This is a genomic window from Rhodopirellula sp. P2 (genome assembly GCF_028768465.1).
Classification (GTDB): Bacteria; Planctomycetota; Planctomycetia; order Pirellulales; family Pirellulaceae; genus Rhodopirellula.
The window spans coordinates 276,715-289,369 of the sequence record NZ_CP118225.1; the positions used below are offsets into that span (position 1 = coordinate 276,715).

General features: G+C 56.2%; 8 protein-coding genes. 2 read left to right on the forward strand and 6 right to left on the reverse strand.

The genetic code is table 11. The features are described 5' to 3' along the window. Positions 1-29 precede the first annotated feature (29 nt). From PSR62_RS00920 to PSR62_RS00930, 3 genes are all read right to left on the reverse strand, one after another. The gene (locus PSR62_RS00920; RefSeq protein ID WP_274405957.1) at positions 30-3,149 is read right to left on the reverse strand and encodes an efflux RND transporter permease subunit; all 3,120 of its coding nucleotides are present in this window, start codon (positions 3,147-3,149) and stop codon (positions 30-32) included. Between the two features lies 1 nt (position 3,150). Next, complete coding sequence (locus tag PSR62_RS00925) at positions 3,151-4,605, reverse strand: efflux RND transporter periplasmic adaptor subunit (RefSeq protein ID WP_274405958.1); 1,455 nt, start codon at positions 4,603-4,605, stop codon at positions 3,151-3,153. Positions 4,606-5,548: 943 nt separating this feature from the next. Continuing rightward, complete coding sequence (locus PSR62_RS00930; RefSeq protein WP_274405959.1) at positions 5,549-6,799, reverse strand: multidrug effflux MFS transporter; 1,251 nt, start codon at positions 6,797-6,799, stop codon at positions 5,549-5,551. 368 nt (positions 6,800-7,167) lie between these two features. Between PSR62_RS00930 and PSR62_RS00935 the strand changes: the two genes are divergently transcribed. After that, positions 7,168-7,518, forward strand: a complete 351-nt coding sequence (locus PSR62_RS00935; protein WP_274405960.1) for an ArsR/SmtB family transcription factor — start codon at positions 7,168-7,170, stop codon at positions 7,516-7,518. Between the two features lie 77 nt (positions 7,519-7,595). Next, on the forward strand, positions 7,596-8,675 hold the full coding sequence (gene arsB / locus PSR62_RS00940) for an ACR3 family arsenite efflux transporter (RefSeq protein ID WP_274405961.1): 1,080 nt from the start codon (positions 7,596-7,598) through the stop codon (positions 8,673-8,675). A 420-nt stretch (positions 8,676-9,095) separates the two neighbouring features. On the opposite strand, the gene arsA is transcribed toward arsB, so the two are convergent. The 3 genes from arsA to PSR62_RS00955 all read right to left on the reverse strand — a co-directional run bounded on the left by arsA (position 9,096) and on the right by PSR62_RS00955 (position 12,464). Continuing rightward, positions 9,096-10,877, reverse strand: a complete 1,782-nt coding sequence (gene arsA / locus PSR62_RS00945) for an arsenical pump-driving ATPase (protein ID WP_274405962.1) — start codon at positions 10,875-10,877, stop codon at positions 9,096-9,098. A 35-nt stretch (positions 10,878-10,912) separates the two neighbouring features. Then, positions 10,913-11,284: an arsenite efflux transporter metallochaperone ArsD gene (arsD, locus tag PSR62_RS00950; RefSeq protein ID WP_274405963.1), complete on the reverse strand. Its 372-nt coding sequence runs from the start codon at positions 11,282-11,284 to the stop codon at positions 10,913-10,915. Positions 11,285-11,624: 340 nt separating this feature from the next. After that, entirely contained in the window at positions 11,625-12,464 is an 840-nt protein-coding gene (locus PSR62_RS00955; RefSeq protein WP_274405964.1) for a c-type cytochrome, read from the reverse strand. Positions 12,465-12,655: the final 191 nt, after the last annotated feature.

The window sequence follows — 12,655 nt, forward strand, 5'->3', positions numbered from 1 at the left end:
CGGCAGCGAGCGAGAACTCCCGCGCACCTCTAGTGTTGAAACTGGGTTTTTCCAGATGTCTCTGGCTCAACTTGTTTCGGCTCAAACCAACGATAAATCGTCGGCAACACAAGCAACGTGAGCGCCGTTGACGTCATCAGTCCTCCAATCACAACGGTCGCCAACGGACGCTGGACTTCGGCACCGGAACTGCTCGAAAGCGCCATCGGTATAAACCCGAGGGCACCGCACATCGCCGTCATCAGCACTGGCCGCAAACGGTCCATTGCACCATTGATGACTGCATCGCGTTGCGAATCTCCGCCGTGGCGCAAATGCCGAACATGCTCGATCAAGACAACACCATTCATCACTGCAATCCCAAAGAGGGCAATGAAACCAACGCCAGCAGAGATCGAGAACGGTAGATCTCGTGCCCACAAGGCAAGCACACCGCCCGTTGCCGCAATGGGAACGTTCAAGTAGATCAGCATAGCCAATTTAACTGAGTGGAATGTCATGTAGAGCAACGCAAAGATCAAAATCAGAGCAACGGGAACAGCGATTGCCAGCCGCCTGGTCGCTTGCTGCAGGTTCTCAAATTGCCCGCCCCAGCGGAGCACGTAACCGGCTGGTAGTTCGACTTGTTCTTCGACCACGTGCTGGGCTTCCGCCACAAAACCGGCCAAGTCACGACCGCGAACGTTGCACTGCACCAGCAACCGGCGACGCACCGCATCGCGGCTGATCTCCACTGGCCCATCTTCGGTGATGATGTCCGCCACTTGAGAAATCGGAATCGGTCGGCCTTGTGAATCGTCGATCTTCAACGCCAACAATTGATCGGTATTCTCGCGAGCCTCAGGCCGCAACCGAATCTGCAACGGGAATCTGCGTTGCCCTTCGAACACCTGACCGACCGGAATACCACCGACGGAACTGACAGCGTCGAGCACGTCGCGAGTATTGATGCCGTAACGAGCCAAGTCCGCTCGTCGCACTTTCACTCGCAGGTATGACAGCCCCGCGATTTGCTGCGCCGCAACGTCCGCTGCGCCGTCGACTTGGTTGAGAGCTCGCACCAATTCGTCGCCCTTCAGCTTCAGCACATCCAGATCGTCACCGTAGAGGCTCAGCCCGATGTCGCTGCGAACGCCTGCTACCAACTCCTGCACCCGCAATTCGATCGGCTGCGTAAAACTGTATGCGTTGCCAGGCACTTCTTTGATCAACGCGGCTTGCATCTCTTCGATCAAATCCGATTTCGTTTTGCCTACGTCATACTCGGCCTGGGGATCAATTCGAATGAAGATGTCAGTTTGATAAACCCCCATCGGATCGTTTGCGATTTCTGGGCGTCCCGTCTTTGAAACAACGGTCTCGACCTGCGGGAATTTCAGCAGCGTTCTCTCCATGGCTTTGGTCATTTCAATGGAGGTTTCCAGGGAGACGCTGGGCAATCGCGTGGCCTGGATCGCGATGTCGCCTTCATCGAGCTTCGGTACAAACTCGACACCGAAGCCTCTGGCCAAGAACACGCTTCCCACAAAAATGATGACCGAACCGAGAAACATTGGCCGCGGTCGCTGCATCGCAAACATCAACAGTGGCAGATAGGTCGTTTTCAACTTGCGAACCACAAACGTTTCACGCTGTTTGAGTCGACGTGCGAGAAACAACGATGCCAGTACAGGCATCACCGTGACTGACAGCACCAACGCCGACGCCAGTGCGGTCATGAAGGTGAACGCCATGGGCCGGAACATCTTCCCCTCCATGCCTTGAAGGCTGAGGATCGGCAAAAACACGATGATGACGATCAATCCGGCAAACAGAATTGGCTTGCCCACTTCTTTCGCCGATTCACGAAAAACACCTTCGGGAACATGGTCGCTGTCGTGCTGTTTCTGATACTGGATTGCTCGCCGGACACAGTTCTCGACCATGACAACTGCACCATCCACGATGACGCCAAAGTCGACCGCACCAAGGCTCATCAAGTTGGCGGACACACCGGCGTAACGCATCGCAATCAACGCGCACATGGCGGACAAGGGGATTGCCGCGGCAACGATCAATCCAGCTCGCACGTCGCCCAGCAAAATGAACAACGTCACGATCACCAGGATCACCCCCAACCCGATATTCTCACCAACCGTGTGAATCGTCTTGGCAACCAGTTCCGTGCGATCATAGAAGGTGTCGATCACGATGCCTTCGGGAAGTGTTTTTTGAATCTCAGCGATCTTTGCTTTGACGTCTCCAACGACTTGCCGAGAATTGCCACCCATCAACATCATCACCATGCCGATCACCGCCTCGCGATCGCCGTCGCGTGTAACGGCCCCCTGACGCAGCATCGGAGCAAATTCAACATTCGCGATGTCCGCGATGCGAATCGGTGTGCCCTCGCGGTTGTCGAGGACGATCATCCGAATGTCGTCGAGCGAACTGACGAGCCCCTCGCCTCGAATCAAACGTTGTTCCGCGTTGTGAACAATGTACCCACCGCCGGCGTTGCCATTGTTTTGCTCCAACGCTTCGATGACCTGAGTCAACGAAATGTCGTAGTTCTGAAATTTGGCGGGGTCAATCTGAACCTCATAGGTCTTGAGAGCGCCCCCAAATGTGTTGACTTCGATCACCCCCGGCACGCTCCGCAACTGAAACGCGATTTGCCAATCGAGAACGGTCCGCAGATCAGTCAACGAATGGTCCGCCCCCGGTTCGGCACGCACCTCGAACTGGTAAATCTCGCTCATCCCCGTCGCGATTGGCCCGAGTTCGGGTGTCCCCATGCCGGGCGGAATGTTTTCGCGAGCTTTTGACAGGCGTTCACTGATCAGATTGCGAGCCCAATAAATGTCCGTCCCGTCTTCAAACGCAACCGTTACAGCCGACAGACCGAACCGGCTGATCGAGCGGATTTCATCCACCTTCGGGATCCCGCTCATCGCATTTTCAATTGGAAACGTGATGAACTGCTCGACCTCAACCGGACCGAGCGCCGGGGAGTTGGTTAGCACTTGAACCTGGACATTCGTCAGGTCGGGAACAGCGTCGAGCGGGATCGTGGCCGCGGCAAAGACGCCCATGCCAAGGATCGCCAACGACAACAGGATGACGATGAACCGATTGTTGAGCGAAAAGTTAATCAGATGATTGACCATGCTATTCTTCCCCCATCAATTCGGCCAGCAATTGTGACTTCAAGATGAATCCGCCGCCGGTCACAATCGATTCGCCTTCCCCGAGCCCTGCCTGAACAACGACGTCCCCTCCACTGGTTGCCCCGACCCGAACGTCCCTTCGGTGGAACCGATTGACGCCTTGCAAGACGAACACAAAGGACTCCCCGTCGTGCTGTTGCACTGCCGACGAAGGAATGACAATCGATCCCGTCTGCTGCGCAGTTGGCAATTCAATGTTGACGAACATCCCGGGCTTCAAGTCATGCTTCGGATTGGAAGCGATCGCTCGCAATGAAATCGTTCGCGTCGTCTCATCCATGATCTCGCCGGTATAAAAGACCTTGGCCGTGAATTTGCGGTCAGGAAATGCATCATTGCGTAGAACGATCGTTTGGTCTTTGAAGGAGTTCAACAGTGGCAGATGTTCTTCGTAGACGTTCGCCGTCACCCAGACCGTCGAAAGATCGGCAATGCTCAACAACATCACATCCGGTCGGACTTGCTCACGCAACACGACGTCTTTGCTCAACACGGTGCCGTCAAAGGGCGCTCGGATCGCATAGTGAGAGAGTGTTTCGCCTTGCTTGACGGGATCAATCGCGTCGATTTCCTTGGCATCCACATTCAAAATTTTCAGACTTGTCACGGCCACCAAGACTTTCGCCTCCGCTTCTTTGACCGCCTGCGAAGTCATCAAGGTGGAGGTTTGCAATTCGTATTGAATTTGCTCGATGCGAGATTGAAAGATTGCCAAATCAGCGTTTCGGCTAGAGGTTGCCGCGAGCAGGGTTTTGCCTGAAACGGCACCGGATTGCGTCACTCCCTCGAGTCGCATCACGTCTGCGGCAGACTTCAAATAGGCAGCGTAGGAGGCCAAAGCTCGCTCCCGATATGCTCCCATGGGTCGGTCATGGAATTTCTTTTCGATCTCCGTGATTTCCATGTTGCTCCTCAACGCGAGCAGCAGTTCATTGGTGTTCTTGGCGATCGTCGTCTGCAGTTCTTTCTGCGTGTTGGCTAGCTCCAACTGCAAGCGGGCTTGATACAGCTCGAGTTTTGCCGCCCCAACTTCGCGACTGTGAATGACCGCAAGCAACTCATCCTTTTGAACGTTTTGCCCCAGACTGACCGAAACATCATCAACGGTTCCCTCGACCATCGAATAGATGTGAGCGACACGATCCTGGTTGAGAGAGATTTTCCCGGTCAGACTGAGCGTCTTGCTAAATGCGCTGCGTTGCACCGGTTCAATGCGGATGCCCGAGGCTCCCCACTGGGCTTTCGGCAGTGTCACGACAGCGGCAGCTTCTTCCCCGGTGGTCGATTGAGCCGACGCATGCGAATGGCAAAATGTCGTGGCAGTCATCATGGTAAAAAGCAGTCCTGTGTGCCGCAAGCGACGATGGATTCCCATTACTTGTTCAGATGGATTCATGTGATTGATTGCTTGTTGAAAATGCGTTCTTGGTCTTCGAGAGGCATCGAGGCAGTGTCTTCATTCCGATGCATTTCAGCCAAAGCGTGCAAGCATCGTTCGCTGGCCCCCCATCAAAACCGTCGCGAATGCGAGACGAGTGATGGCGTGAACTTTCGATACCAGGCCACACGTTGATCCGCCGATGCGGCGTCACGCTCACCTGGTTAAATGAATGGAATGATCAACGATCGCTCAACAGCGAACGACACCCAAGAGCTCGGGCAGAGACTGTCGGCTATGCAGCAGCGCGACGTATTGAAAAGAATGGTGGCGGTTTACCGGTATGCTGGGCCTCACCAAAAGCTGCTTCTGTGACACACACTCGAGTCGCACAAAGCAGGCAGGTTCGGGCAATTCCATTCGTTGCCCTGGTGCCATTTGGTCGGTTTGCACCTTCAAGTCTTCGCCCCCCAAGCCCGCATAACCATCGACTGGAAACACCCAGTGCCAATGCCAATCTGTCGGCCAACGATCCGAGCTCGCATAACCGCCGTGGTGACATTCAAGATGCCAAGCCATCTGTTGATCCGAAACCCGCATTGCTAGATCACTGTGGTCATGCCCCACCGGGATCGGCGCAGGCCAAAGCAGCAACACGAGAAGCATGATCTCGGTTAGCATTCGGGCAGGCTTCCGGCAGGACATTTGAAACATCAACGAGGAATGGATTCACGAAGAGAGCGAAGACGTTTGACCCCAGATGCTAATCTCGAGTTTCTTTCGGGTCAATTTAGATTTACTGGCCAGTGAATGAAAGTAACACCGATTTCCTGACAGCACACCAACTTGGGACACCAGCCCCGTCCCCCTGCTTCCGCTTCCCCGTCGAGGACGAAACCTCCACCATGGGCATCGGGCCAAAGAATCCCTGCGTGACGGTGCGACTCAATTCAACAAGGACTCATTGAATCGCGGTGCACGGTCGGATTGATTCGCTGTTGATCCAGCGCATGACCACCAAAGACAGAGCCCCGAGGACTGCGAAGCCACTGACCAGTGGCAAGATGGTCTCGTTGTAACTGTGTCCAATCAGGATGCCGAGCGGCACCGAAATCAAAGTCGAAACGGAGCCCACCAGAGCGGCTCCTATCCCGGCAACATGTCCGAGCGGTTCCATGGCCATCGAATTCAGATTGCCAAACAGAATCCCAATGGCAAAGAAGATCACGATCAGGTAGCCCATCGTGGTCCACAACGGGGGACTGCCTGCATGCAGGAACGCGAATCCCAGGAAGACAACGGACGTGACGGCCAGCAAACGCATGGCACGGCTGATCAAAACGCTCATTCCAAATCGCATCACCAAGTTGGCATTCAAAAGCGATGCCACTCCCGCGGACGACGCCAACACAGCAAAGTAGATCGGAAACAGCGATCCGAGACCGTATTGCTGCTGGAAAATCTGGGGAGCCGAACTCAGGAACCCCAAAAACGCTCCCGACACCAAACCGGCAACGACCGTGTACCCCAAGGCAATCGGATTCATGCCGATCTCACGGGTGACGTGCAAGAGCCGTCGGGTTGAGTAGGGCACACGCTGAGCCGACAATAGAGTTTCCGGCTGTCGCCAGGCAAACCAGCCAAACAACATCAAGGCGAGGATGGCCAGCACCCCAAAGATCGCCCGCCAATCCGCCACCCACAGAATTCCCTGGCCCAAGGTGGGCGCGATCACTGGCACCAGGATGAAGATCGTCATCACAAACGACATCACGCGTGCCATCGGCCGGCCGTGATACTGATCGCGAATCAACGCCAGCGAAACGCTTCGTGGACCAGCCACGCCGAGTCCCTGCACAAAGCGTCCCACCAACACCAACGTGAAGCTCCCAGCGAACATCGAAATCATCGAGCCAGCGATGAAGAGTCCCAATCCCGCACTGAGCGCCGGTTTCCGGCCAACACTGTCCGAGAGAGGGCCAAAGAACAATTGCCCCAGCGCCATGCCAAAGAACAACAGCGACACGATGAGTTGACTGTCGTTGGCGTGCGTGGCCCCCAGTTCCTCCCCAATGATCGGCAAGGCTGGCAACATGGCATCGATCGCCAGAGCGACCAAGGCCATCATCAACGCCATCAAAGTGACAAACTCACCCAGCGGTAGAGCCTGTTTCGGTTCCGGTTCCGATTCCATCTGCGTTTTCAATATCATGCCTGTTCTCGATTCGATCCAGCAAGGCAATGTCCGTTCCATGAACCCAATCCGACAGTCGCCCGTGCTCCCCGCGTTGTTCTCCTGCATCGACAGCCCGGAGTGAATGCCCCGTCTCACGAAAACCAAATTCCACGAACAAGACGATCAGGCACCCACGCGGGTTCGACCGGGGCTCGCCATGAGCGGGGGACGATGGATCCCCAATCAGACCGTTGCACGGCCCCCTCCCCAAACGAATTTTTGGAAGAGGTGGCTGAATCGCCTTCATTTCCAATCCCACCAGAACCATCTGCTTCATCTTGACATTCATCTCAGAAACTGGAAAGCTTGCACGCTGACGCAAACGTGCATGCAAATGGTTGAACATGAATCCACAAGAAGCCTCTCAGTGTTGCGGGCCGCTCGACGCCTCGCTTGATGCGGACCTGTTCAAAGCCCTCGGTGAACCGACGCGGTTGAAACTGCTTTCGTGTTTGGCCAAGTGCGGACGGCCATGCTCCGTCACCGAACTCGCGGAATGCTGCGTGGTGGACTTGTCCGTGGTTTCGCGGCACCTCAGCGCCCTTGAAAAGGCGGGGATCCTCACTGCCACGAAAGAAGGCCGCACCGTTTTCTACGCCGTGCGATACAAGCATCTCAGCGATTCCTTTCGCATGCTCGCGAAGGCATTCGAGGAATGTCGTCCCAAACGCAGTGGGAAGAAGGCCACGTCTTGAAGCGGACGCTTCGACGTCGCATCAAACCAACGCTGAACCAAGCGTTTCTAGCTCAATGAACCAGAAAGACAAACGACATGGCCAAATCGGAACAGACTGCGATCAGCTTCTTTGAAAAAAACCTGACGTACTGGGTCGCTCTTTGCATGGTGATCGGGGTGCTGATCGGCAAGTTTCTGCCGGCGATCCCGGAGTTCCTTGCCAAGTTCGAGTACGCCAACGTTTCGATCCCGATCGCCTTCCTGATCTGGTTGATGATCTACCCGATGATGATGAAGGTCGACTTTGCCAGCATCAAAAATGTGGGCAAGAACCCCAAAGGATTGTTTGTCACTTGGATCGTCAACTGGTTGATCAAACCGTTCACGATGTTCGGAATCGCCGCGTTCTTTTTCTACGTGGTGTTCAAACCTTGGATCTCACCCGAACTGGCCAAAGACTACCTGGCAGGTGCTGTTCTGCTCGGTTCTGCACCGTGCACCGCGATGGTTTTCGTCTGGAGCCACCTGACTCGTGGCAACGCCGCTTACACCGTCGTTCAAGTCGCAACGAATGACTTGATCATCTTGGTTGCCTTCACCCCCATCGTGGCGTTCTTGCTCGGCATCGGTGGGATCACGATTCCCTGGATGACACTGATCATCTCGGTGATCCTGTTCGTCGTTGTCCCACTGGCAGGCGGCGTTCTGACGAGAAATTTGGTGATTCGATCCCAAGGCGAGGAGTACTTTGAAAACGCATTCCTCCCCAAGTTCAACAACATCACGATCGCGGGGTTGTTGCTGACCTTGGTGCTGATCTTTTCGTTCCAAGGGGAAGTGATCCTCAGCAATCCGCTGCACATCGTGTTGATCGCCATCCCGCTGATCATTCAAACGGTGCTGATTTTCTTTCTGGCCTACGGGGTCTGCTACAAACTGCATTGCCGGCACAGCATCGCGGCTCCCGCCGGCATGATCGGTGCTTCGAACTTCTTCGAGCTATCCGTTGCCGTGGCGATCACGCTTTTTGGTGCATCCTCCCCCGTGGTGCTGGCCACAATCGTGGGTGTCCTGGTGGAGGTCCCCGTGATGCTGGCCCTGGTCGCCTACGCCAACCGAACGAGCCAGTCATTTGCTGCCTTTGAACCGCCCACTGAAGGCGAGGTTGCTCCTTGAGCAGGCCGGCAAAAGTCTTTCGGGATTTGGACTGTGTGGGGCAGCGTACAACCGAGGCGAACGCCCAATGGCACTTACTTTACAAATTCACCCTCCCCCTGGGAGGGTCGAGCGAAGCGAGGGGAGGGCTACACACCGGGTTTTAGGTTCGCCCTCCCCGGCCCGAAGCGGGCCGACCCTCCCTGAGGGAGGGTGAAGTAAGTGCCATTCGGCTAACGCCCAAACGGCTCACATATTGTGCCCGATCATTCCTGCGGACCTGCTTCACTCAAGTAAACCTGTTGGACGGTGATGTAAATCCCGACCGCCAAAATGCTGCCGCCGGTGATCCGGCGGAGCCAGGTTTTTGCGTTTTCAACAAGTAGCCGCACTTGGAACAGCCCGTGCCGAGCACTTGAATCTTTGCCATGCTGAAAGCTCCTAAGACGCCGAGGGACTGAGATCCGAGTGAGTCAGTCGACGGAGTCCCTGAAGTCCGGTCGGCGGTTCAATCTGCCAGGGAATGATGGCGACTCGATTGGCCTGAACCTCGCTGACTTCACGCAAGTACGGTTGCTCATGCGATTGCCGCTGCTTCATCAACGGATCGGTCAGAGGCAGTGGGGAAAGCACTTGGTTGATCACCCATGCGTATGGCTCGATCTCAGCTCGTCGCAGGTCGCGCTGGAGTGCGGCCGCTTCATGCACTGGGGTCGATTCAGGCAGCGTCACGATCAACACCCGGGTGAAGTCCGGATCACGGAGTCGTGGAAGCAGGTTTTCCACAGCTTCTGGCATCTCGCTGGATTGCCGTGTGACCTCGCGGTGATAGGCCAATGCGGAATCAAGCAACAACACCGTGTGCCCTGTGGGAGCCGTGTCGAGCACGACAAATTGGTTGGTACCGCTAGCAACGGCATCGGCAAACGCACGGAAGACAGCAATCTCTTCGGTGCAAGGTGATCGCAAGTCTTCTTCGAGAAGTGCCTTGCCTTGCTCGTCCAGGTCCTTGCCCGCTTTGCCCAACACCTGGGCCGAATACTTGGCCGTCTCGACTTCGGGATCAATGCGACTGACCGACAAATTCGGCAAGCGTTCGTCGTTCATGGCGGCGGCAAGATGAGCCGCTGGATCCGTCGTGGAAAGCTGAACGTTGTACCCGCGTTCCGCAATGGCCACCGCGACCGCCGCGGCAACGGTGGTCTTGCCAACGCCACCTTTGCCCATCGCCAAGATGACGCCGTGGCCAGGAGCGACCAAATCATCGATCAACTCCGATAGCAGCGGCAAATCATTGCCTGGCTCCGAACCCTCGTCGATTGCCGCGGCAACCGCAGCGGAATCGACCGTCCCCAGCAGACGAAGGGAATCAATCCCGAGCATCCCATTGGGGCTGAGTGGCACAATCGTCTGCGGAAGCTCCCGCAACCCCTCTGGCATCGCGTCCAGCGCCTTGACACCTCGCTCTTGCAGGGTGACTGCATAGGGGTCGCTTGAGTCGATGGCCTGGAAGACACCGTTGACCACAAGATGCTGATTTTCCACTCCGAGTTCAGCCAGTTCCGTGCTGGTTCGATTGGCTTCCCGCAGAGCGCTCGGTTCGGCTCGCGCGACCAACACCAACGTGGTGGCGGCGGAATCACCGAGTGCCTTCACCGACTCTTGATAGAGCTTCTGCTGAGCCTGCAGTCCCGCCAATGGTCCAAGGCAACTGGTCCCTGTCGTGTTCTGCTCCATGAACCCATCCCACGCCGATGGCAATGTGAGCAACCGCAACGTGTGGCCCGTGGGCGCGGTGTCGAAAATGACATGCTCAAATTCAGCCGTGGCGGAGGGATCCCCCAGCAAACGAGAGAACTCATCAAAGGCCGCGATCTCAAGGGTGCACGAACCAGAAAACTGTTCTTCCATGCTTTTCACGGCCGCCTCCGGCAACAGCCCGCGATACGGACCGACCATCCGCTCCCGATACTCCGCCGCCGACTTTTCAGGGTCCAGGTTCATCGCAAACAATGTTGGAATCTCAGGAACCGGTGTCGGATGGTTTCCAAGCGTGACGCCCAACACTTCATCGAGATTGGAGGCCGGGTCGGTGGAAACCAGCAACACCTTCTTGCCCGCATCGGCAAGCTTGACGGCGGTCGCACACGCCACCGAAGTTTTCCCAACCCCACCTTTTCCTGTGAAGAACAAATTGCGGGTGGGATGTTCTAAGAATTTCATGATTCAGTTCCTTTGGGGACCAGCCTTCGTTCGCTCTAGCAACAACCACTCGTTCCACAACAACCGCCACCTGATTTCGCAACCGGCAACCCTTGCTCGGCTGCAGCTCCTTCGACCCAGCCCGCGAGTTCTTCCCGGGAGGGATAACCGGCTTGGCTGACGATCTCCCCGTCGACCAGAACCACTGGCAAGCAATCCGTTCCGGCGGTGCTCAACAGTTGGTGAATCACCTTGTTCTCAATGAACGCTTGTGGCTGCTGAGCCAAGTTGAAGCGGTCCACCTGATGGCCTTGTCCCTTGAGCCAATCCAGATCCGCGGCGAACTTGGGCAGCACGGGATCGACCTCGGGACCACACACCCCGGTCGAGCAACACATGGGTTTGTCATAGACCTGAACGTTTTTCATCGTTTTCTCCTCAAAAATGAGTGGGGTTGTCAAATAGGAATGGGACTCAGACGACTTGGCCCACTTCCGCTCAGTGCGGTGTGCTCCCTCGCACACCATCGCACATCGTCGAAACACGATCATCTTGTTCAAAATGCTCGCCGGCGTCCCCGAATTTGGGCACTGAAACGCCCTCCGCATTGCCTATCGGCGATACACGATAAAGCAATGCACTTTTTCTGTCAATTCTGCTCCAGGTGAACCAACGCAAATCAAGCACCAAACGTCTTGAGCCGGCTGATTTTGATCTCCAGGAGCAGCACGATCCCTCCTCAGACAAGCCGGTTGGATGACGCGATGTTCAGTTCGGATGGAACTTGGGGCGACTGTGTGAATTCATGAAGGCAGCCACGTCAAACGCTTCTTGGTCGGACAGGTCCGTGTCATCCAGTGGCATCGCGACCTTCAGCCAGGACGCCAACTTGGGCACGCCCGCCAGTCCCGCTCCATCATTGAAAGACTCCTCACCCCAAACCGGTGGCCCTTCCTCCGTTCCGAGACCGTCCTCGGAATGGCAATCGGCACAGCGATCCAAGTAGAGCGATTCACCTCGTTCGATGCTGGCAGGTTGGGGAGGATCGCTTAGCAACGTCATGTGGTTGGGACCAAGCGGCTTCTCTGGGTTCATCTTCAGCGGAGTGCCCTGAGACAACCAAGTGATGTAAGCCGCGATCGCGACGGGAACTTCGGAACCATTCGCGGGTCGTGTGCCGTTTTGGCTGCGAATGAAGCAATTCAAAATCCGGTCCTCCAGCGTGATCACACGTTGCTCGCGCGGTGAGTAGGCCGGGTACGCGGCCGCCACTCCAATGAACGAGCCCGCCTGCTCGTGCCGGCCCCCATCGAGATGACACGACGTGCACTTCAACGCATTGCCAATGAACGGTTTCGTCAGCGGGTGTTCGTTGGTTTCGTTCACCAACGTCTCCCCCAGCCGAACGATTTCACCCAGTTTCCCGGGCGGGTACGCCTGCGCAGCGTAGACAGCCTGATTGGCAACCCATGGAACTGGCGTGGATGGCGTTGCCGGTACGGCGTGGTCCCAAGGCTGCCAAACCAGCCAAGCCGAAGCGATCATGAGCGAAACGACCGCCAATGCCATGGCGTCACGCGACAAACGAAGGGAGGTGAGTTTGATCATGATTCCATGTCTCTGAAAATACTGCCCAATCAAATGAAGCTCAGAAGGATGGTCGCAACGGGACACTGGAGTTGCCCGCAAACACTTCACTCGAAACGCCCAGGCCATCCCCATGAAGATGGCCTTGATCCGTGCTGAGCCGCCATTCTTTCGGAAGCCGTCGCCAGCAGGATGTGCCGGTTGGCTGACTC

Bases quoted from the DNA above. Each gene is read 5' to 3' on its own strand.
- PSR62_RS00920 (WP_274405957.1), bottom strand. From the start codon at position 3,149: ATGGTCAATCATCTGATTAACTTTTCGCTCAACAATCGGTTCATCGTC.
- PSR62_RS00925 (WP_274405958.1), bottom strand. From the start codon at position 4,605: ATGAATCCATCTGAACAAGTAATGGGAATCCATCGTCGCTTGCGGCAC.
- PSR62_RS00930 (WP_274405959.1), bottom strand. From the start codon at position 6,799: ATGATATTGAAAACGCAGATGGAATCGGAACCGGAACCGAAACAGGCT.
- PSR62_RS00935 (WP_274405960.1), top strand. From the start codon at position 7,168: ATGAATCCACAAGAAGCCTCTCAGTGTTGCGGGCCGCTCGACGCCTCG.
- arsB (WP_274405961.1), top strand. From the start codon at position 7,596: ATGGCCAAATCGGAACAGACTGCGATCAGCTTCTTTGAAAAAAACCTG.
- arsA (WP_274405962.1), bottom strand. From the start codon at position 10,877: ATGAAATTCTTAGAACATCCCACCCGCAATTTGTTCTTCACAGGAAAA.
- arsD (WP_274405963.1), bottom strand. From the start codon at position 11,284: ATGAAAAACGTTCAGGTCTATGACAAACCCATGTGTTGCTCGACCGGG.
- PSR62_RS00955 (WP_274405964.1), bottom strand. From the start codon at position 12,464: ATGATCAAACTCACCTCCCTTCGTTTGTCGCGTGACGCCATGGCATTG.